The 21341-nt window shown below is 42.6% G+C and carries 17 protein-coding genes; 4 read left to right on the top strand and 13 right to left on the bottom strand.

Features of this window, described 5'->3' with window-relative positions; all coding sequences use genetic code 11:
• Positions 1-84 precede the first annotated feature (84 nt).
• The 3 genes from glpX to PMAL9190_RS13670 all read right to left on the bottom strand — a co-directional run bounded on the left by glpX (position 85) and on the right by PMAL9190_RS13670 (position 3772).
• Positions 85-1092 carry a class II fructose-bisphosphatase gene (gene glpX / locus PMAL9190_RS13680; protein WP_087845677.1) on the bottom strand — a complete coding sequence of 336 codons (1008 nt, stop codon included), beginning with the start codon at positions 1090-1092 and terminating at the stop codon, positions 85-87.
• Positions 1093-1298: 206 nt separating this feature from the next.
• Positions 1299-2828, bottom strand: coding sequence for a glycerol kinase GlpK (gene glpK, locus PMAL9190_RS13675; RefSeq protein ID WP_087845676.1), 1530 nt, complete (start codon positions 2826-2828; stop codon positions 1299-1301).
• Between the two features lie 92 nt (positions 2829-2920).
• A complete protein-coding gene (locus PMAL9190_RS13670) occupies positions 2921-3772 on the bottom strand; it encodes an MIP/aquaporin family protein (RefSeq protein ID WP_087845675.1) in 852 nt (283 codons plus the stop codon).
• Positions 3773-4352: 580 nt separating this feature from the next.
• Between PMAL9190_RS13670 and zapB the strand changes: the two genes are divergently transcribed.
• Positions 4353-4595 carry a cell division protein ZapB gene (zapB, locus tag PMAL9190_RS13665; protein WP_087845674.1) on the top strand — a complete coding sequence of 81 codons (243 nt, stop codon included), beginning with the start codon at positions 4353-4355 and terminating at the stop codon, positions 4593-4595.
• A 105-nt stretch (positions 4596-4700) separates the two neighbouring features.
• On the opposite strand, the gene rraA is transcribed toward zapB, so the two are convergent.
• The 7 genes from rraA to priA all read right to left on the bottom strand — a co-directional run bounded on the left by rraA (position 4701) and on the right by priA (position 12543).
• Positions 4701-5186 (bottom strand): ribonuclease E activity regulator RraA, encoded by a 486-nt coding sequence (gene rraA / locus PMAL9190_RS13660; RefSeq protein ID WP_087845673.1) that lies wholly within the window; start codon positions 5184-5186, stop codon positions 4701-4703.
• A 66-nt stretch (positions 5187-5252) separates the two neighbouring features.
• Positions 5253-6161: a 1,4-dihydroxy-2-naphthoate polyprenyltransferase gene (locus tag PMAL9190_RS13655; protein WP_087845672.1), complete on the bottom strand. Its 909-nt coding sequence runs from the start codon at positions 6159-6161 to the stop codon at positions 5253-5255.
• A 149-nt stretch (positions 6162-6310) separates the two neighbouring features.
• Positions 6311-7642, bottom strand: coding sequence for an ATP-dependent protease ATPase subunit HslU (gene hslU, locus PMAL9190_RS13650; RefSeq protein ID WP_087845671.1), 1332 nt, complete (start codon positions 7640-7642; stop codon positions 6311-6313).
• 10 nt (positions 7643-7652) lie between these two features.
• The gene (gene hslV, locus PMAL9190_RS13645) at positions 7653-8186 is read right to left on the bottom strand and encodes an ATP-dependent protease subunit HslV (protein WP_045028916.1); all 534 of its coding nucleotides are present in this window, start codon (positions 8184-8186) and stop codon (positions 7653-7655) included.
• Between the two features lie 180 nt (positions 8187-8366).
• Positions 8367-8966 (bottom strand): SPOR domain-containing protein, encoded by a 600-nt coding sequence (locus tag PMAL9190_RS13640; RefSeq protein ID WP_087845670.1) that lies wholly within the window; start codon positions 8964-8966, stop codon positions 8367-8369.
• Positions 8967-9134: 168 nt separating this feature from the next.
• Positions 9135-10160, bottom strand: coding sequence for a DNA-binding transcriptional regulator CytR (cytR, locus tag PMAL9190_RS13635; RefSeq protein WP_268808125.1), 1026 nt, complete (start codon positions 10158-10160; stop codon positions 9135-9137).
• Positions 10161-10341: 181 nt separating this feature from the next.
• Positions 10342-12543, bottom strand: coding sequence for a primosomal protein N' (gene priA / locus PMAL9190_RS13630; RefSeq protein WP_087845669.1), 2202 nt, complete (start codon positions 12541-12543; stop codon positions 10342-10344).
• Between the two features lie 268 nt (positions 12544-12811).
• Between priA and rpmE the strand changes: the two genes are divergently transcribed.
• Positions 12812-13024 carry a 50S ribosomal protein L31 gene (gene rpmE, locus PMAL9190_RS13625; protein WP_087845668.1) on the top strand — a complete coding sequence of 71 codons (213 nt, stop codon included), beginning with the start codon at positions 12812-12814 and terminating at the stop codon, positions 13022-13024.
• Positions 13025-13144: 120 nt separating this feature from the next.
• On the opposite strand, the gene metJ is transcribed toward rpmE, so the two are convergent.
• Positions 13145-13462, bottom strand: coding sequence for a met regulon transcriptional regulator MetJ (gene metJ, locus PMAL9190_RS13620; protein ID WP_036789456.1), 318 nt, complete (start codon positions 13460-13462; stop codon positions 13145-13147).
• A gap of 305 nt (positions 13463-13767) precedes the next feature.
• Here metJ and PMAL9190_RS13615 point away from each other — a divergent pair, with 305 nt between their 5' ends.
• Together PMAL9190_RS13615 and PMAL9190_RS13610 are read left to right on the top strand one after the other, a co-directional pair.
• Positions 13768-14934: an O-succinylhomoserine (thiol)-lyase gene (locus PMAL9190_RS13615; protein WP_087845667.1), complete on the top strand. Its 1167-nt coding sequence runs from the start codon at positions 13768-13770 to the stop codon at positions 14932-14934.
• Positions 14934-17348, top strand: a complete 2415-nt coding sequence (locus PMAL9190_RS13610) for a bifunctional aspartate kinase/homoserine dehydrogenase II (RefSeq protein ID WP_087845666.1) — start codon at positions 14934-14936, stop codon at positions 17346-17348. The genes PMAL9190_RS13615 and PMAL9190_RS13610 overlap by 1 nt, the downstream gene beginning before the upstream one ends.
• A 64-nt stretch (positions 17349-17412) precedes the next feature.
• Here PMAL9190_RS13610 and PMAL9190_RS13605 read toward each other — a convergent pair whose 3' ends face one another.
• Positions 17413-17979: a PadR family transcriptional regulator gene (locus PMAL9190_RS13605; RefSeq protein ID WP_087845665.1), complete on the bottom strand. Its 567-nt coding sequence runs from the start codon at positions 17977-17979 to the stop codon at positions 17413-17415.
• Between the two features lie 408 nt (positions 17980-18387).
• Complete coding sequence (gene ppc / locus PMAL9190_RS13600) at positions 18388-21018, bottom strand: phosphoenolpyruvate carboxylase (RefSeq protein WP_087845664.1); 2631 nt, start codon at positions 21016-21018, stop codon at positions 18388-18390.
• Between the last annotated feature and the right edge of the window lie 323 nt (positions 21019-21341).

Raw genomic sequence — 21341 nt, 5'->3', positions numbered from 1 at the left:
TTACTAGAGAAAGCGCAACCAGTATGCTGTGACAGGCATAAAAAATGCACCGTAGTGCATTTTTTATGGTCAACTTGATCGTCGTTATAACGTGTGTTGCTTAACTGCATCATTCTGACGAGTAAGATCGTAATTGGATGTAATACGACGGAGGGTGCCACATTGACCACTAATAAGTAGCGTTTCTGTGGTTGCAATATTGCCTTGGCGTTGAATACCAGCGACCAAATCACCTTTAGTAATACCGGTACCGGCAAAGATGACATCGTTACTGCGTGCCATGTCTTCAAGACGCAGTAATTTGTGCGGCTCAATGCCCATTTCACTACAGCGACGAATTTCCATCTCGCCTAAACGACGGTTCTCTTCGTTATCGCCTTTTACATGGTGACGAGGTAATAAACGGCCTTGCATATCGCCCCCGAGGGCACGAATAGCAGCAGCAGAAACAACACCTTCTGGTGCACCGCCAATGCAGTACATCACGTCGACATCACTTTCAGGCATGCAAGTAAGAATAGAGGCTGCAACATCGCCATCAGGGAAAGCAAATACGCGCACACCCATAGCGTGCATGTCAGTGATTAATTGATCGTGACGAGGTTTAGCAAGAACCGTCACCACTAATTCACTCAAGGGTTTATTCAGTGCGTTGGCAATCGCTGCAAGGTTGTCAGCTAATGGCTTATCAAGATCGATAACCCCTTTTGCTTGTGGGCCAACTACTAATTTTTCCATGTACATATCTGGTGCTTTTAATAGGCTACCTTTTTCACCTGCAGCCAGTACCGCAAGGGCATTGTTTTGTCCCATTGCCGTCATGCGAGTACCTTCAATCGGATCAACGGCGATATCAACCGCGCAGCCACCACAACCTACATGCTCACCAATATAGAGCATTGGTGCTTCATCAATTTCACCTTCACCAATAACAATTTCGCCATTTATATTAGTGTGATTAAGCAGAGTGCGCATCACTTCGACAGCCGCATTGTCAGCTGCAATTTTATCGCCACGGCCTAACCATTTATGACCAGCAAGGGCTGCGCCTTCGGTAACACGAGCAAATGCTATTGCTAAATCGCCTTTCATGATAACTCCAGATATAGAAATTGGTGGATGCAAAGGTTTAAAAAATCAGGGTAAATTCTAGCATAATTGACTTCTTAACACGGTGGGAAATTAGATTGTAGACCCTAGTGGTTGATGATCTAACGCAACACAATCAGCATTATGTGGTAGCAACAAAATAAAAAGGCCTGCTAGAGTGAGCAGGCCTGAAAATGGATTAGCGATGATTATGCGTCATCATCTTCATCATCTTCGTCAAATGCCCAACCTTTAGCGCATTCAACTGCACGTTGCCAGCCACGGTAACGGCGATTACGTTTTTTATCGTCACTACATGGAGTGAAGCTGCGATCTAATTGTGATTTATGTTTAAGCTCATCAATGCTGTCCCAAAATCCAATTGCTAGCCCAGCTAAATAAGCCGCGCCAAGTGCGGTCACTTCAGTAACAACAGGGCGATGAACTTCAGTAGCTAAGATATCTGATTGAAATTGCATTAAGAAGTTATTGGCAACAGCGCCGCCATCAACACGTAATACATCGAGTTTAATTCCAGAGTCTGCTTGCATCGCATCAAGTACATCACGGGTTTGATAGGCAACACTTTCAAGTGTGGCGCGAATAATATGATTAGAGTTAACACCGCGAGTTAAGCCAACAATCGCGCCACGCGCATACGGATCCCAATAAGGTGCGCCTAAACCGGTAAAAGCAGGAACGACATAGACGCCATTAGCACTGCCGACTTTTTCAGCAAAATACTCTGAATCATTGGCGTCGCTGAGTAATTTCACTTCATCTCGTAGCCATTGAATCGATGCGCCACCCATAAATACTGCACCTTCAAGGGCATAAGCGACATCACCTTTAGGGCCACAAGCAAGGGTCGTTAATAAACCATTTTGTGAAGTGACTTTTTCTTTGCCTGTGTTCATTAGCAAGAAACAACCAGTGCCATAAGTGTTTTTTGCTTGTCCTGCTGAGACACACATTTGGCCAAATAAAGCCGCTTGTTGATCGCCTGCAATACCAGCAATTGGAATACGAGTACCGCCTTTACCACCAATGTTGGTTTGGCCGTAGACTTCTGAAGAAGCTTTGACCTCCGGCATCATTGAGAGTGGAATATTGAGAGCGCTGAGTAGCTTTTCATCCCACTGCAAGGTATTGATATTAAATAGCATAGTGCGAGATGCGTTAGTGTAATCAGTGACAAATACACGGCCTTGAGTCATTTTCCAAATTAGCCATGTATCAACGGTACCAAATAATAACTCACCCGCTTCTGCTTGTTCACGTGCTCCTTCGACATTATCAAGGATCCATTTTACTTTGGTGCCAGAGAAGTACGGATCAACCACTAAGCCTGTAGTTTCACGAATATAATCAGTTAAGCCTTGTTGTTTTAACTCTTCGCACATATCAGCAGTACGGCGACACTGCCATACAATTGCGTTATAAACCGGTTTTCCGGTTTTTTTGTTCCATACAATGGTGGTTTCACGTTGGTTAGTAATGCCAATCGCAGCGACTTGATCACTACGAATGCCCGCTTTGGCTAATGCCTCCACCATGGTGGAACTTTGGGTTGCGTAAATTTCTAGAGGATCATGCTCAACCCAACCTGCTTTAGGGTAGATTTGAGTAAATTCGCGTTGTGACGAACAAACGATATTGGCATTGTGATCAAGTACCACTGCGCGCGAGCTGGTGGTACCTTGATCTAGCGCGACAATATATTTTCGTTCAGTAGTCATGATTTGTTCCTCGTTATCTTTATTATAGTAGAGTAGATTGTGGCTAAGAGCTGGGTAATTACCGAGGCTGAAGCCTGTTGTCGAATAAAATATTATGCTTCAGCTTTGGGGGTATCAGCCGTATTTTGACATTTATTGGGTAGAGTACATTTATTACCTGGCAAGTAAATTCCCATCAATTTAGGGTAGGCCCAACCACCAAATAGTGCGCCACAAATAGGGGCGATTATTGGGACGATAAAGTAAGGGATATCTTTAGCGCCCGTTAAAGCAACATTGTCCCAACCCGCAAAGAAGGTCAGTAGCTTAGGGCCAAAATCACGTGCAGGGTTCATTGCAAAGCCGGTTAGAGGTCCTAGTGAGCCACCAATTACCGCAATTAATAAACCAATTAATAAGGGTCCCATTGCGCCACGAGGAGCACCATTTTTATCATCGCCAATGGCTAAAATAGCAAACATCAAGACAGCGGTAATGGTGAACTCAACCGCAAATGCACCGCTAAAACTCAAAGAAGGGTGAGGAAAGGTTGAAAAAATAGAAGCGGTATCAAGGCTAGCAACAGTACCACGAACAATATTATGGCTGGTTTCATAATCAGTAAAAAGATCGCTGTATAGAGTATAAACCAATGCAGCTGCAGCAAATGCTCCTAATAATTGCGCCAGAATATAGGGCACAACTTTGCGTTTATTAAAACCATGAAAACTGGCGAGTGCAAGGGTTACCGCAGGGTTTAAGTGTGCGCCTGACACGCCAGCGGTGACATAAATAGCAATGGCAACACCCAGCCCCCACATGATACTTATTTCCCATTGACCAAAATCTGCGCCGGCTAATTTCATTGCCGCAACACAGCCAACACCAAAAAATATCAGTAGCCCAGTACCGATAAATTCCGCTAAACATTCTCCGACGAGCGCATTAGGTTTGGAACTTGTCATATTGTCAGTCCTTTTGATGGGATGTAGGGTATTTGGTTATTTTTATGCTGGATAATTTACAATAATTACTTTTTTTTAAAATCATAACGACTTATAAATGTGCGTTCGAGCATGAAATGTTTTCCAAAGTGAGCGCCTGGTGGCTTTTTATTGTCATTTAGACTGGTTGAGATCATTGAACGCGGTATTATTGATAGCGTTGTGGGCAGAAGAATTGTCGCTGTGGTGGAATATAAAATTGTGGCGCTAAATTATCATGGTAATGTGGTATAGAATTTGTGATAGTTCGCAGATATCACCTTATTGTCGGCGAATATGAAGTGTAATTAAGTGATGTAAATGAGGTGAAGCTGGCTAAATTTTACGGTTTTTAATCGTTAAATTAGTGCCATGTCAGCAGTCTTTGCAAAATTTATATCAGACTTGTATGATTTTTATTCATTTGCACTAATGCAATGGAAATGTAGATGTCAGCGAGCCATTGCCTCGCTAGAATAGCAGCTAAGTATATATAACCCAGCTCATAGAGATTACCTGCAATTGTTTGGGTAAATATATGGGCATAGATCAGGTGAACAATATGTCTCTAGAAATGTTGGAAAAATTGGAAGCCAAAGTTCAAATGGCTGTGGATTCAATTTCTTTGCTACAAATGGAAATTGATGAATTACAAGAAAAAAATGATAGCCTAGCTATGGAAGCACAAGAACTACGTTCTGGTCGTGAGACGCTTGCTCAAGAGAACGAAAAGCTACGTGGTGAGCACAACGTATGGCAAGATCGCGTACGTACACTACTAGGTAAAATGGAAAGCGTAGAATAAGCTTCGCTTTAGTTTAATACGATTATCGGCTCGGTATATCATCCTTTAAAAGGAAATATACCGAGCCGATTTTTTATTTGTTGGTGGTGTATCTTGTGTGATCGACTAATCGAGTTCTAAGGCTTCTGGGGATAAAATTACGCCAGTATTATCCGCATAAATATAATCTTCTGGTAAAAATGTCACGCCACCAAAATTAACAGCGACATCAACTTCACCTATCGTTTGTTGATCGGCTCCCACAGGAATAGCAGCTAATGCCTGAATACCAATATCAAGCTGATCGAGTTCATCAACATGGCGTACACAGCCATAAATAATTAACCCTTCCCACTGATTTTCTACAGCCAATTGGGCTAAATCGATATCGATTAAAGCACGACGTAATGAGCCACCACCATCGATTAATAGTATTCTTCCTGCCCCAGCTTGAGCTAAAACATCATGAATAAGACCATTATATTCAAAACATTTTATAGTGGTGACTTGGCCACTAAATGAGTTTCGACCACCGTAAGAGCTGAACATAGGTTCAACCACATCAACTTGATCGAGATAAATATCACACAGTTCAGAGGTATTATATTCCATAGGTTAGCTTCTTATCGGTAGTAAAAAACAAAAGTAAGTTGTTGTCGTTATAATTTTGGTCTGCCATTAGGCCAGTATCATACCAATCGCAAACAGCAGATTAGTGATTAGGGCACACTTAACAATGGTTGCCATCATCGGTCTTAGTGCAGCGCCATTAGTTGAGTTATATACTTGGCGACCATGGTTAATCAGCAGTGGTAAACTGAGAATAAATAACCATCCAAACAGTGATTTAACTTCAAATAATGCAAATAAACTAAAGCACACTACACTCGCGCTAAGCAAGAAAAGATGATATTTACGTCCCCATTGTGGACCCATACGCACCACTAATGTTTGCTTTCCACAGGCTTTATCATTATCAATATCGCGTAAGTTGTTGATATTAAGTACGCCAACGGCTAATAAGCCACACGCTGTCGCCGGCAGCATGATCAATGCATCAATTTGTCCGGCTTGTAAGTAATAGGTACCTGCAACACCTAACCATCCGAAAAAGATCAAGACAGAGAGATCGCCAAGGCCACGATAACCATAAGGTTTATTGCCGACGGTATAGGCAATTGACGCGGCAATCGCTAACAATCCTAGAACTAAAAAGCCGACGATATCATGGGGGTTCTTACATGAAATTAAAATTAATGTTAAGCCACTGATAGCCGTGAGAATAATATTAATGAACATTGCTTTGCGCATGGTTGCAGCGGTAACTAAACCTGATTGCATTGCTCGTTGAGGGCCTAAGCGATCATCGTTATCTGTGCCTTTAACGGCATCACCATAATCATTGGCAAGGTTAGATAGGATTTGCAATAAAAGCGCCGTTAATAAAGCCAGTGCCGCAATGGTTGCTGAAAAGGTGCCGTGCCATTCAGCGACTGCGCTACCACATAAAATGGACGCAATGGCGAGGGGTAAGGTTTTTGGTCTTGCGGCATCTAACCAAATTGTCAGTGAAGAAGGTGGGTTCATAAATTAGATACTTAAAGTGAATATTGAAAGCTATTATGGCGTAAATTTGGTCATGCGCAAATTTATCCCATCAATGCTCGTTATAAAATAAAAAAAAACGGTGCGATATAACGCACCGTTTTGAAGGGGTAATAATGGTGTTAGGATGATTATAGAATGAAGCGGCTTAGATCTTCATCGGTAACAAACTCACCTAAGCGTGCTTGTACGTAAGCATCATCTATCTGGAATTTCTCGCCAGATTTTTCGCTAGCATCATAAGAAATTTCTTCCATTAAGCGTTCCATTACCGTGTGTAAACGACGAGCACCAATGTTCTCTGTGCGCTCATTTACTTGCCATGCCGCTTCGGCCAAGCTATCAACACCAGCTGGAGTAAATTCGATTTCAACTGATTCTGTTGCCATTAACGCCACATATTGTTGAGTTAGTGATGCTTTTGGCTCAGTAAGAATACGTTTAAAGTCATGGCTCGTCAGTGCTTCTAGTTCAACACGGATTGGCAAACGACCTTGTAATTCAGGAATTAAATCTGATGGTTTAGCAACTTGGAATGCGCCTGATGCAACAAACAGAATGTGGTCTGTTTTAACCATACCGTGTTTAGTTGATACCGTGCTGCCTTCTACTAATGGCAGTAGGTCGCGCTGCACACCTTCACGCGAAACATCTGGGCCTGATGATTCACCACGTTTACAGATTTTATCGATCTCATCGATAAACACGATACCGTTATTTTCAACCGCGAAAATGGCTTGTTCTTTTAATTCTTCTTGGTTTACCAGTTTAGCCGCTTCTTCTTCAGTTGCTGCTTTTAACGCATCTTTGATTTTCATTTTGCGTTTTTTACTGGTGTTGCCAGCAAGATTTTGGAACATACCTTGTAACTGGTTAGTCATTTCTTCCATACCAGGAGGCGCCATGATTTCAACGCCCATTTGTGGCGCTGCAACATCAATCTCGATTTCTTTATCATCAAGCTTACCTTCACGTAATTTCTTACGGAAAGATTGACGAGTGGTGGATTCTGTTGGTGCTTCTTCGTTTTGTCCCCACGCGTCACGAGCTGGCGGCAATAGCACATCAAGAATACGCTCTTCAGCTAATTCTTCAGCGTGAAAACGGACTTTTTCTGTTGCCTGCTGATGCACCATTTTGACAGCAACATCGGTAAGGTCACGAATAATAGTTTCGACTTCTTTACCAACATAACCAACTTCAGTGAATTTAGTCGCTTCAACTTTAATGAATGGCGCATTAGCTAACTTCGCTAAACGACGGGCGATTTCAGTTTTACCAACACCCGTTGGACCAATCATTAGAATATTTTTAGGGGTAACTTCTACTCGCAGCTCTTCAGGAAGCTGCATACGACGCCAGCGGTTACGCAGTGCTATCGCAACAGCTCGCTTGGCTTTGTCTTGGCCGATAATATGGCGGTCAAGCTCATGAACGATTTCGCGAGGAGTCATCTCAGACATTGCAACTTCCTTACTTAGACTTAGTTTCTAGTTCTTCAATAGTGTGATTGTGGTTGGTAAACACACAAATATCACCAGCAATATTTAGCGCTTTTTCTGCAATTTCACGGGCGCTAAGATCGGTATTTTCTAATAGGGCAATCGCCGCGGCTTGAGCGAAATTACCGCCAGAGCCAATAGCGACTAAATCATGTTCTGGTTGCACCACATCACCATTACCGGTAATGATTAATGAACCGGTTTCATCAGCAACAACTAATAGTGCTTCTAGTTTACGTAGAGCGCGATCAGTACGCCAATCCTTGGCTAATTCAACCGCAGATTTTAATAAGTGACCTTGATGCATTTCTAACTTGCGCTCGAAACGTTCAAATAAAGTAAAAGCATCAGCGGTGCCGCCAGCAAAACCAGCGAGTACTTTATCATTATAGAGGCGACGAACTTTGCGAGCGTTGCCTTTCATTACGGTATTGCCAAGTGACACTTGACCATCACCTGCAATTACGACTTTATCGTTACGACGAACAGATACAATAGTTGTCACGTTAAACCCTCTTTGATTCAGCTCCGACGATTAGCCGGCATCGTTAATGATAATAGATCTGGGGATAGTAAGATTAGTTTTCAAGGTGTCAGTAACAATTGCTTGGGTGACGAGTTATTAGAAGTATTAAAAAAGGATGCCAGTCGAGCATCCTTAGTTATTGTTATCGTTATATAAACGTTATTCCCAAAACCAAATAGCACATGGGCTAATACCATGTTGTTGTAATTTGTTCTGATCATCCATTGCTAAGCGCTTATTTTTATAAGGCCCAAGTACAACTCGGTACCAAGTGCCTTTGTCGTTGGTTGATACCTTGATCTGACTGTTCATGCCTTGAAACGCAATGGTTGCTTTACGTTGTTCAGCTTGTGCTTGGCTATGGTAAGCACCGCATTGTAATAAATAAGGCTTGGTTGGTTTATCTTTAGCAATAACTTGTTTAGGCGTTAATACCGGCACAATGACTTTTTTATTTTCCAACTCTTGAATATAACGCCATTTTTCTTCTGGTTTTGGCGGTAGCACGTCGGCCTTGGTTTTTGCTGGTTGCGGTTTTGCAATAACGGCAGCAGGAGCGGGTGGTGTCGTTTCAGGCACATCGGTACCTGAAAGGAAAAATAGGCCCGCGATCAGACTACAGACTAACACTACAGCGAGTGCTGCCCATTTAGTAGGAAAGCCCGATACTGGTGCTTTTTTCCCTTTCGGGGTGGCTTTTGCCTTTGTTGGCGCTTTTTTGGGAGAGCGCCCGCGTTTTACATAATCTTTAGTGGCCACGATTTCGACAAATTAGTTGGAAAGATAGACAGAAGGCTATGTTACAAAGTTGGATTGATCCTGACCAGTTATTATCGCGGTTTGTTGATAATAAACCCCATATAATGACAAAGATGATCAATTTTATGATCTTGGTACTGTCATAGATTACATATGGGGCTAAATCCATTAGCGACTTGGTGGCGCGGCACTTTCACGAATGACCAGTTTTGCATCCAGTAATCGCGAACCAGCCTGAACATCCTTGCCTTTGAGTAATTCAAGTAGCATTAACATCGCTTGACGACCGATTTCATAACGTGGTTGTGAAACCGTGGTCAATGGTGGATCGCAATACTCTGCAAATTGAATATCATCAAACCCGACAATAGAAATATCGTACGGTACACGTAAACCAAGACGTTTGGCTTGTTGCATCGCGCCTATTGCCATTACATCTGAGTGACAAAATAATGCCGTTGGTGGTTCAGGTAGTGCAAGTAGGGCCGTAATTGCACGAGCACCTGCTGCAAAACTAAAATCACCTTTAATAGTATAGGCTGGATTTAGCGTGATCCCTGCGCGGCGTAATGCTTGTTGGTAACCTTGTTGACGGAACTGCGATAAAGCCGCTTTATCTGGGCCGGTAATTTGTGCAATGCGTTTATGTCCCATTTGGGTGAGGTAATTTACTGCATCAAAAGCTGCCGTCAGGTTATCAATATGTACCGTTGGTAACTCAAGTTCTGGTGCATATTCACATGCCATCACTAATGGTGGCAGGTTTTTTTGTTCCGGCTTACTGACATCAAATGGTAAGTTATTACCTAATAACAACATGCCATCAGCTTGCTTAGTAAACACTAAATTAGCGAATGAGTTTTCACGACGTTGTTGTTGACCGCTATCACCCAGTAACACTAAATAGCCATTTTCCATTGCTGCTTCTTCAATTCCACGAATAATTTCAGTGAAATAAGGATCACAGATGTCCGGCACAATGGTCACGATAGTTTTCGATTCATTGCGGCGTAGGTTACGTGCCAGTGAGTTGGGTGAATATCCAGCTTCCATTACGGCTTGTTCAACCTTTTTCCTGGTTGATGCCGATACTTTTTCCGGGTTCATCAATGCGCGTGAAACTGTTGCAGTTGATACTCCGGCTAGCTGGGCAACGTCCTTCATTGTCGCCATAGTGCTTTCCTCTTTTGCTATATCTCTCTAGTGTACAGCTGGTTATCTGTGACAAAAATACTCAGATAGGCTTTCCAGCTAATTCGTAACCGACTGAAAAAAGTCAATTCATATTCATATTGTAGAATGGATACAGAAGCTGAAACTTGCTTTCAATAGCATAAATTACATTCGCTATGTGAACTGTATCGCATTGTGTAGTTTAAGTTAAATCTTGTGGTTCGACATCAATTGACCAACGAATTTTTTTCGCGAGGGGCAATAGTTGTATCGCCGGTTTAGCAATAGTGAGTATTTGCTGCAATTTATTACGATTAGGTATTTGTAATATTAACTGCCATCTAAATCGTCCCGCACGTCGAGCAAGCGGGGCTGGATTTGGTCCTAATACACAACAATCTTGATCGTAAACTGGGCTCGCTTCAAAAATAGCGCGCACTTGTTGTAAAAATTGGCACACTTGATCACTGTCATTGGCTTCGGCGCGCAATAGCACTAAATGTGTAAAGGGCGGCAATAGTGCTTGGCGACGTTCCGTTAATGCAGCTTGAGAAAATACACCATAACCTTTGTGAAGTAACGATTGCAGCAGTTGATGCTCAGGATGGTGAGTTTGTAATAATACTGAACCGGGTTTACTGGCACGTCCTGCACGGCCTGCCACTTGAATAAACAGTTGGGCTAACCGCTCTGAAGCACGAAAATCATTGCTAAATAATGCACTATCAACATCAATCAGTGCCACCAAGGTAACATTGGGAAAGTGATGTCCTTTAGCGAGCATCTGAGTACCGATTAAAATTTGATAGTCATTGTTTTTAATCGCTTCTAAATAGTTTTCTAGTGACCCTTTTCGACGAGTGCTATCACGATCAATACGAACAGTTTTAAATTCAGGGAACAGTTCTGCTAGTTGTGCTTCAAGTTGTTCAGTACCAACACCGACAGGCAGTAGTTGGGTTGAACCACATTGTTGGCATTGATGCATTATTGGTCGTTGCGTTGCACAATGATGACAACGCAATTCACCTGATTGTTGGTGCAGCGTGTAATAGGCGTCACAACGGCTACACTCAGCGATCCACCCACATTCGTGACACATCATTGCAGGCGAAAAACCGCGGCGATTAAGAAACAACATCACTTGGTTACCCGCATTGAGGTGCTTGCGCATTTCCGCAATGAGTGGAGCAGATAAGCCCGCATTTAAATATAAGCCTTTGACATCAATGACCCCGTGGCGGGCAGCGCTTGCATTACCAGCGCGCTTTGAAAGGGTTAGGTAGTGGTATTTACCTGTTTGCGCGTTATGTAAGGTCTCAAGTGCAGGAGTCGCAGAGCCTAAAACAATCGGAATATTTTCTTTATTTGCGCGCATCACCGCTAAATCACGAGCATGGTAACGCAGGCTGTCTTGCTGTTTATAAGACGCATCATGTTCTTCATCAACAATAATAATGCCGAGATCAGTAAATGGCGTAAATAGTGCTGAGCGGGTACCGATAATGATCCCTGCTTGATTATCTCGTCCTGCAAGCCACGCCGCCATACGCTCACTATCGTTGAGCCCTGAGTGAACGGTTTCTAACGGCACATTAAAGCGGCGTTTAAAACGATTAATTGTTTGCGGAGTTAAGCCAATTTCAGGTACTAAAATTAACGCTTGTTTACCTGCCGCTAAAACGGGTTCTAGCAGATTGAGATAAACTTCAGTTTTACCTGAACCAGTAACACCATCTAATAAGTAGCAGCCAAATCCTGGATTACTGTTAACCGTCGCAATCGCGAGTGCTTGTTCTTCATTTAGACGTGGTTTTTGTTCAGTAACTGCAAACTGTAGCTGCCACTGTAGTTGTTTAGGTTGCTGTTGTTGTTCAACTATCCAACCTTTTTGCATCACTGTTTTTAAGGTAGCACTGCTGACATCATCGCTAAGTAAGGCGTCATGACTTAAAGGGCCGTGGCGTAATAGGTTGAGAATTTGGGCCTGCTTTGGCGCGCGCTTTAAACCATTGAGTGGTTGTTCTCGTCCCGCTTCGGTTAATTGCCAATATTTTAACGTCGCCGTTGAGGCTGCACGACCTTTACGCAATAACGCTGGCATGGCATTGGCTAATGCATCCCCTAATGGATATTGGTAATAACGACTGGCCCATTTTAACAACCCAAATAATGGTGGTTGCCACAAAGGTTGGTTATCTAATACTTGCTGAATCGGTTTTAATTGTTGGATTGGAAACTCTGAATCATTACCGATAGCTACTACGATCCCTACCAATCGCTGTCGACCAAAAGGCACCAGTACCCGTCCGCCAATAACGGGCGTCATGTCAGGTTTGATTAAGTAATCAAAATTTTTGTCGAGTGGGACGGGTAAAGCAACGCGTGCTATTGGGTGGGTCATATTTTATCGCTTTAATTGAGCTTATACTAAATAGTAACAGATCGCGTGAAAAGGAATCAGTACTGCAATGTGAGTACTATTATTGACTGTTTTAGTGATGAATAAAATAGAGCGATAAAAAACTGTGCTCGAGTTGATCTCTGGGGAATGATTGATTACTATACGCCGCCTGATTTGTCGTAAATCAACGACAAACTATTTTATTAACCACGTGTGGTGCCCGGCTTTGGATCGGGAGAGCGACACGGCCTTAACTTGAGGTTTCCCCATGAAACAAGGTATCCACCCAGAATATAAAGCAGTAAACGCACGTTGTTCTTGTGGCAACACTTTCGTATTTAACTCTACTATGAGCAAAGACGTTAACCTTGACGTATGCGATAAGTGTCACCCATTCTACACTGGTAAGCAGCGCGTAGTTAGCTCTGGTGGCCGTGTTGACAAATTCAACAAGCGTTTCGGTGCACTTGGTAGCAAGTAATTACTTGCCGACTGAATGTAAAGAAGAGGGATGCCTAGGCATCCCTTTTTTTATCGCTTCAATATGCAATACATAAAAAAACCAGCATAAAAGCTGGTTTTCTGCTATCTGATATACGTATTATTCATTAATGTCTTCGTAACTGATGCCCATCGCTTCCATTAAGGCTTTTGCTTCTGCTGGCAGATCATCGGGATGATCTTTACGAATATCGTCATCAGTAGGTAATGGCTGACCAGTATAAGCATGCAAAAAAGCTTCACATAATAGTTCACTGTTGGTGGCGTGGCGCAGGTTATTGACCTGACGACGAGTACGTTCATCAGTAAGAATTTTGAGAACCTTTAATGGAATAGACACTGTAATTTTTTTTACTTGTTCATTTTTCTTACCGTGTTCTGCATAAGGGCTAATATATTCGCCATTCCACTTTGCCATGTTTTACCTTCTCAGCGATGTTTAATTAATAATGATAACAATGTCGCGATGACGGTTGTTAGTGCATAGTCATGATAGGCGGCGATATTACGTGAACATCGTTAGTTTGTCCTCTACCGTGGTATACAACTGTTGCTCGATCACGACTATTTTTTTCAATAATTGAATTTTAGCGGGATTTACCGCTATAAGCAAAGACATATAGACGTCCAGAAGTGTTGACGTCTTGTTTTGATATGGTTAAGGTTGTGTAGCCACCACAATTTATTTTCAGGGATCACCCCCTTATAACAAGGAACGTTATTATGAGTGACAAGCAGCTTGCAACAATTGCAGTCCGTACCGGTATTGATGTTGACTCACAATATAATGCTGTCGTGCCCCCGATCTATTTAACCTCGACTTACAGTTTTCCAGCTTTAGGTGAGTTACCGCAATACGATTACTCTCGTTCAGGAAATCCTACTCGCAATACATTAGCGGATGCATTAAGTGACATGGAAGGGGGAGCGGGCGCTGTGGTCACCAGTTGTGGCACCTCGGCAATGAATTTATTAGTGTCAGCATTGTTAGGGCCTGATGATTTGCTTGTTGCTCCACATGATTGTTATGGCGGCAGCTATCGATTATTTAATACTCGTGCTCAAAAGGGTGACTTTAAAGTATTGTTTATTGATCAAGCTGATCCTGATGCATTAGCAGCAGCGCTCGCACAAAAACCGACCTTATTATGGCTTGAAACTCCGTCGAACCCTTTGGTAAGAGTCATTGATATTGAAGCCATTTGTCAGCAAGCACAGGCAGTCGATTGCCAAGTTGCGGTTGATAACACCTTTCTGTCACCGCTATTGCAACAGCCGTTATCACTTGGTGCTGATTTTGTGGTGCATTCAACCACTAAATATATTAATGGCCATTCTGATGTTGTTGGCGGTGTGTTAATTGCGAAACAGCAATCAGCGGCTGAAAATTTAGCTTGGTGGGCGAACTGTATTGGTGCAACAGGCGCACCTTTTGATGCTTATCTGACATTACGCGGCCTGCGTACTTTAGCGCCTCGAATGAGAATGCATGAAGAAAATGGTGCAGCGGTACTAGCTTATTTACAACAACAATCATTGGTTGGCACCATTTACCACCCAAGTTTACCCACTCATCCCGGACATGAGATAGCTAAGCGTCAGCAGCGTGGTTTTGGGTCAATGATGAGTTTTGAATTTGCAGGAACTGATCAGCAACTGCAACGATTTGTAAAAACACTACAATTATTTTCATTAGCAGAGTCGTTAGGCGGAACGGAGAGTCTTATTGCTCATCCGGCTTCAATGACTCACCGCGCTATGACCGATGAAGCTCAACGGGCAGCTGGTATTTCAACATCTTTATTGCGGCTATCGGTAGGCTTAGAAGATCCACGTGACTTAATTGCCGATCTGACCCACGCCTTTACTGTCGCACAGGGGGAGTGCTAATGATAAAAGATCTGCGTCAGTTGCATAAATTTGGTGGTAGTAGCCTTGCTGATGCGCAGTGTTATCGGCGCGTGGCAGAGATTTTAGAATCTTATTCTGCAGCCAATGATATCGTGGTCGTCTCTGCAGCAGGAAAAACCACTAATCAATTGCTATTGTGGTTGGAACAATTGGTTACTGATGGTCGTCTAGCCCATGCAACACTATTATCCATTCGTCGTTTTCAGCAGCAATTAATCTCTGAGTTGTTGGCACCAGATCACGCACAATTACTGCTGCAACAGCTACATGTTGAGTTAGCCCAGCTTGCTAAATGGGGCGAATCACCATTGACGACGGAGATAAAAAATGCCGTTTTAGGCCATGGTGAGTTATGGTCAGCACGATTATTAGCCGGGTTACTTACTCAGCACCAATTAGCTGCTGTAGCGATTGATTCACGGCTATTTTTACGAGCAGAGCATGCTGCTCAACCTGCAGTGGATAAAGCGTTATCACAACCATTATTGCAGCAGTTATTGGCTCAATATCCTCAGCAACGATTAGTGATCACTGGCTTCATGGCTGCGAATCAGCATCAGCAGACAGTCTTGTTAGGCCGTAATGGATCTGATTATTCAGCCACTATGATTGGCGCTTTAGCTGGTGTTGAACGGGTGACTATTTGGAGTGATGTTGCTGGTGTTTATAGTGCCGATCCACGTAAAGTGACCAATGCTTGCTTACTGCCATTATTACGCTTAGATGAGGCCAATGAACTTGCTCGTCTTGCAGCGCCAGTATTGCATAGCCGTACTTTACAGCCGGTGGCGCAAAGTGCGATTGATTTAACTTTACGCTGTAGTCATCAACCGGAATCAGGATCAACACGGGTAGAGCGAGTATTAGCTTCGGGTCGTGGTGCTAAAATTATTTCGTCGTTAAATGATGTGTGCCTGATTGAACTTAGTGTGCCGCAAGGTATGGTGTTGGCATCGGTACAACATGATGTGCAGCAGCTGCTTGATAAGTCGCAATTACAGCCATTGGCTCAAACAGTTGATAAAGGTAAGCGACGGATTATTCTGGCTTACACTCAAGAAGTCGTCAATAGCGTACTTAGCTTGTTACAAGATAGTGGTGTTGCTGCTGAATTACGGCTACGTGAAGGTTTTTCAATGGTGGCAGCTGTGGGGGCTGGCGTATTAAATAACCCCAATCATTGCCATGGATTCTATCAGCAATTAAAAGGGTTGCCGGTTGAATTTATGACAGAAACTGAGTCAGGGCTAAGTTTAGTTGCAGTACTACGTGACATTGACACTGATGCGTTAGTTAATGCTATTCATCAAGCGCTATTTCAAGCACAAAAAAGCGTCGCAATAGTATTGTGTGGTAAAGGCAATATTGGCAGTCACTGGTTGAGTTTGTTTAGCCGCGAAAAAACAGCACTGGAACAGCGTCATGGGATGCAATTTAGTCTAATTGGTATTGTTGGTCAGCAACAATGCTGGTTAGATTGCCAGGGAATCGATCCTCAAACAGCCTTAGAACAGTTTCCATTACATGCGGTAGATTATCAATTACCGCAGTTATTATCTCAGTTAGCTGCGGTTGAGTATGATGATGTGGTGGTCGTTGATGTGACCGCAAGTCATCAGCTGGCAGCACTATATCCACACATTGCTGCAACGGGGTTACACCTGATTTCAGCCAATAAAATTGCCGCCTCTGCCACAACGTCTGAGTATCAAGCTGTGATTGATGCGTTTGCTAAAAGTAGCCGTTATTGGCTATCTAATGCCACCGTTGGTGCAGGGTTACCGATAAACCATACCGTGCGTGATTTACGTGAAAGTGGTGATAGTATTTTAGCGATATCTGGCGTATTTTCTGGCACTTTATCGTGGTTATTTCAACAATTTGACGGCAGTCTGCCATTTTCAGCGTTATTGGAACAAGCATGGCAGCAAGGGTTAACCGAGCCCGATCCTCGTCACGATCTCGATGGTAGTGATGTGATGCGTAAGCTGGTTATTTTGGCGCGAGAATCTGGATTTGAGATTGAGCCCCAGCAAGTCCACGTTGAGTCATTGGTTCCGTTGAGTTTACAAGCATTAAGCGTTGATGATTTTTTTGAACAAATGGCTGAGTTAGATTTGTTATTGGCCGAAAAATTAGCCCGTGCGGTCAAGGAAGATAAAGTATTACGCTATGTCGCTCGACTTAATCGTCATGGAAAAGCCTATGTTGGTTTAGAAGCGTTGCCTAGTGAGCATGCATTGGCGAACTTATTACCTTGCGATAATATTTTTGCGATTGAAAGTCAGTGGTATCGAGAGAATCCGTTAGTGATCCGGGGGCCTGGAGCGGGAAGGAATGTGACTGCTGGCGCATTAATCTCGGATATTAATCGGTTAGCAACGATGTTGTAGTGCGTTGATCGAGAACTAAAGAAAAGCCGTTGTTTTAAACTACGGCTTTTTATTTGATAATGGTTTAGTTGATAGCAATTGCGCTATTTTCACCGTCCATATCTTTAAGTTCGGCTAATACTTCTTCTGCCCATAATATCCAAGCTTGGCGATTATGTAGACCACGACGCAAAGTTAAACGGTCTAGGCGTTGTTGGCGATCCATGTTTTTATAGTCACCAAAATGAATTTGCTCTAGCTCTTGATAGTGACCAATCAAAATATGTGATTCATCAATTAAAGCTTCAAGTTGCTGCTGCATCGGTAATGAATTGTGAACACCACAAATCAGTAGTTTGGCAGAAAACTCATCGCGAGTAGTGGGGTTACGGGCTGGTTCTTGGAACCACTCAAATAATGCTTGTCGGCCAAGATCGGTAATCGCATATACTTTTCGATCAGGTTTACCATCTTGAGGTTCAAGACGACAGGTTACTTGGTCGTTGGTTGCCATTTTATTAAGTTCACGGTACACCTGCTGGTGGCTCGCTTTCCAAAAATAACCAATACTGTGTGAGAATTCTTTGGTTATATCATAACCCGTTGCTTCGCGAGTGCTTAGCACTGTTAAAATTACATGTGGTAGTGACATCTCTTCTATCCGTTAAATATATAAAATAAAAACACAATCGGGCTTAGATTATGTAACGCTTCAAATGACGTTTTTAATTTATAATCGTGCTATTGCACTGCCTAATTGTGGTCGCATAGAATATCATTAATTGACTCAATATCGATACTTCTAGTTGAATTATCTGTTACTGAGGCGTTTCAATTTATTATCTTGTGAGCTTACACGAGGTTAAATTAGCTCTAAAAAATAACAACCTGATTGAAATCTATTCATCTTTTATCATATTGAGCATTTCTATCTTAGACTGTATAAGCACTATAGTGCTGTATCAAAATTGAGACTTTGCGATTTTTTTTAACAAAATTGTAAATAACCACTCAAAAAAAAAGGCTATCAAAAGATAGCCTTATTAGGATGATAAGTTGATTAACCGGTATTACGCATACCTGTTGCAATACCTGCAATTGTCACCATCAGTGCTTCTTCAAGTTCTTTCGGTAATTCTTCTTGCTGACGTGTGCGGTAAAGTAACTCAGCCTGCAACATATTAAGTGGCTCAACATAAATATTACGTAATCGAATAGATTCTGCACCCCATGGGTCCTGCTGCATCAAGTGGTCATTATTTTCTACCGTCAGTACAGCTTTAATATCTTGCAGTAATTGCGAGCGTAATTGTTTACCTAATGGCCATAATGCTTCGTTCGTTAAGCGTTGGTCATAATATTCAGCAATGCCAAGATTAGTTTTACTGTATACCATTTCTAACATGCCCAAGCGGGTTGAGAAAAATGGCCATTCACGACACATATCTTCTAATAATGCTGCGTGACCATTATCGATTGAATATTGAATCGCTTCACCAGCACCGAGCCATGCCGGTAGTAACAGACGGTTTTGACTCCATGCAAAAATCCATGGAATAGCACGCAGACTTTCAACGCCACCATTAGGATTACGTTTGGCAGGACGTGAACCGAGTGGTAGCTTTCCTAGCTCTAATTCAGGTGTTGCTGCACGGAAATAAGGCACAAACTCAGGATTGTTACGCACAACGTTACGGTATGATTCACACGAAACGCTTGATAGTTCATCCATCACATGACGCCATTCTTGTTTCGGTGCCGGTGGTGGTAATAAGTTTGCTTCTAGGGTTGCACTGGCGTAAAGGCTGAGGCTGTTAATGGCAACTTCAGGTAATCCTAATTTGAAGCGAATCATTTCGCCTTGCTCGGTGACTCGTAAACCACCTTTTAAGCTGCGTGGCGGTTGCGACAATAATGCAGCATGTGCAGGTGCACCACCACGACCAATACTACCACCGCGGCCATGGAACAAGGTGATTTCAACATCTGCTTGCTCACATACCGTAACCAGTTTTTCCATTGCGCTATATTGTGCCCAACCTGCAGACATTACACCCGCATCTTTGGCTGAGTCAGAGTAGCCAATCATCACCATTTGGTGGTTTTGAATAAAGCCACGGTACCAATCAATATTAAGCAATTGTTCAATAACATCAGCACCATTATTTAAGTCATCTAATGTTTCAAATAATGGGCATACATCCATACGGAATGGGCAACCCGCTTCTTGTAGAAGTAGGTGAACGGCTAAAACATCAGAAGCGGTACGCGCCATTGAAATCACATAAGCACCTAGTGCTTCACGCGGCTGCTCGGCAATTGCTTGGCAGGTTTCAATAACTTCTTTTACTTCTGCTGATGGTTCCCAATTACGTGGCAGTAATGGGCGTTTTGATGAAAGTTCACGGACTAAGAATGCAATTTTATCTTGTTCACACCATTGGCTGTAATCGCCTAAACCCAGGTGACGAGTTAGCTCTGAAATAACATTCTCGTGACGGGTACTTTCTTGACGAATATCCAGGCGGACTAAGTGAACGCCGAAGCATTTCACGCGACGTAACGTATCAAGCAGTAAGCCATCGGCAATGATAGCCATGCCGCATTGATGCAGAGACTGGTAACATGCAAATAATGGGTCCCATAGTTCAGAAACATCGTTAATAATGTTATTTGAAAGAGGAGTTTGCCCGTTAATTTGTGCTTCTAAACTGTCACGGGTGACAGTGAGCTTAGTGCGTAATTGCTTTAAAATTGCTCGATAAGGTTCATGCTCTTCGCCAGCGAGCTCTCGCACCTGATCATTACATTGAATCATTGATAATTCATTGATCAGCTCTTGCACATCACCAAGATAAAGCTCAGCTGCTTTCCAGCGAGAAAGACGTAATACTTCACGGGTAATATTTGAGGTGACAAAAGGGTTACCATCGCGGTCACCGCCCATCCATGATGAGAAGGTAACAGGTGTTGCATCAAGCGGGAGCTTTTGGCCTAAATGTTGTTGCAGTTTTTCATCAAACAAGCGTACGAATTCTGGCACGGCTTGCCACAGTGAATTCTCAACAACGGCATAACCCCATTTTGCTTCATCAAGTGGGGTTGGACGTTGTTGGCGAATAACATCAGAGTGCCATGCTTGAGCAATCAGTTGTTCTAGTCGTTGTTCAACTCGATCACGTTCTGCGGTTGATAGTTCACTTAACTCTAATTGTGATAAACACTTATTAATCTGTACCAATTTATGGATCATGGTACGACGGGCGATTTCAGTTGGGTGAGCTGTTAATACCAAGTCAATATTTAATTCATTGACGGCAGCTAAAGAGTCGGCTGGATTAACGTCATTTTTGACTAATTTAGTAAATAACTCATCAAGCGCGCCTGGACTACATAAAGTGGTTTCGCAATGGCGTGAAATAGTATGATATTGCTCTGCAATATTAGTGAGATTAAGGAATTGACTAAACGCGCGAGCCACAGGAAGTAATTGATCATCGGGAAGTGTTTGTAATTCATCAATCAGTTTTTCACGATCGTCCTGATTACCGGTGCCCGCTGATTTAGAAAGTTTACGAATAGTTTCAACTTTTTCAAATAGCTCATCACCGCAGGCTGTTTTAATTGTATTACCTAGCAAATGACCAAGCATACTGACATTACTCGTTAGTGCGCTGTATTTCTCGTTCATATCGTATCCATTCCGTAATTTTGTTACATCCAATTTAACCTTTACCCACAATCTAGCCGCGAATCTAGTAACAGGTCAACAGAGATTATATTTATCGCCAATAAAAACTGTCGATATTGATTCTGGTCATACAATTGATTGTATTTTGTAATTTTGTTTCATTATTGCCATTGTTAGTGCACATTTTTGTTTGTTATTAATTGGATAGAGTAAAAAAACGCACTTAAGGCGTTTATTTCTGTTATGGTTAAATGTCGTAAAAGTTAACGAAAAGATAACAAAATATATTTTTTTATCGTTACGCTATTGACAGTACGTAAATT

The sequence above is a fragment of the Photobacterium malacitanum genome (assembly GCF_900185615.1).
Classification (GTDB): Bacteria; Pseudomonadota; Gammaproteobacteria; order Enterobacterales; family Vibrionaceae; genus Photobacterium; species Photobacterium malacitanum.
This window is presented reverse-complemented; position numbering and strand designations above follow the sequence as displayed.

Bases quoted from the DNA above. Each gene is read 5' to 3' on its own strand.
- PMAL9190_RS13615 (WP_087845667.1), top strand. From the start codon at position 13,768: ATGAGTGACAAGCAGCTTGCAACAATTGCAGTCCGTACCGGTATTGAT.
- PMAL9190_RS13655 (WP_087845672.1), bottom strand. From the start codon at position 6,161: ATGAACCCACCTTCTTCACTGACAATTTGGTTAGATGCCGCAAGACCA.
- glpX (WP_087845677.1), bottom strand. From the start codon at position 1,092: ATGAAAGGCGATTTAGCAATAGCATTTGCTCGTGTTACCGAAGGCGCA.
- PMAL9190_RS13610 (WP_087845666.1), top strand. From the start codon at position 14,934: ATGATAAAAGATCTGCGTCAGTTGCATAAATTTGGTGGTAGTAGCCTT.
- priA (WP_087845669.1), bottom strand. From the start codon at position 12,543: ATGACCCACCCAATAGCACGCGTTGCTTTACCCGTCCCACTCGACAAA.
- zapB (WP_087845674.1), top strand. From the start codon at position 4,353: ATGTCTCTAGAAATGTTGGAAAAATTGGAAGCCAAAGTTCAAATGGCT.
- glpK (WP_087845676.1), bottom strand. From the start codon at position 2,828: ATGACTACTGAACGAAAATATATTGTCGCGCTAGATCAAGGTACCACC.
- rpmE (WP_087845668.1), top strand. From the start codon at position 12,812: ATGAAACAAGGTATCCACCCAGAATATAAAGCAGTAAACGCACGTTGT.
- metJ (WP_036789456.1), bottom strand. From the start codon at position 13,462: ATGGCAAAGTGGAATGGCGAATATATTAGCCCTTATGCAGAACACGGT.
- ppc (WP_087845664.1), bottom strand. From the start codon at position 21,018: ATGAACGAGAAATACAGCGCACTAACGAGTAATGTCAGTATGCTTGGT.
- PMAL9190_RS13605 (WP_087845665.1), bottom strand. From the start codon at position 17,979: ATGTCACTACCACATGTAATTTTAACAGTGCTAAGCACTCGCGAAGCA.
- rraA (WP_087845673.1), bottom strand. From the start codon at position 5,186: ATGGAATATAATACCTCTGAACTGTGTGATATTTATCTCGATCAAGTT.
- PMAL9190_RS13670 (WP_087845675.1), bottom strand. From the start codon at position 3,772: ATGACAAGTTCCAAACCTAATGCGCTCGTCGGAGAATGTTTAGCGGAA.
- hslU (WP_087845671.1), bottom strand. From the start codon at position 7,642: ATGTCTGAGATGACTCCTCGCGAAATCGTTCATGAGCTTGACCGCCAT.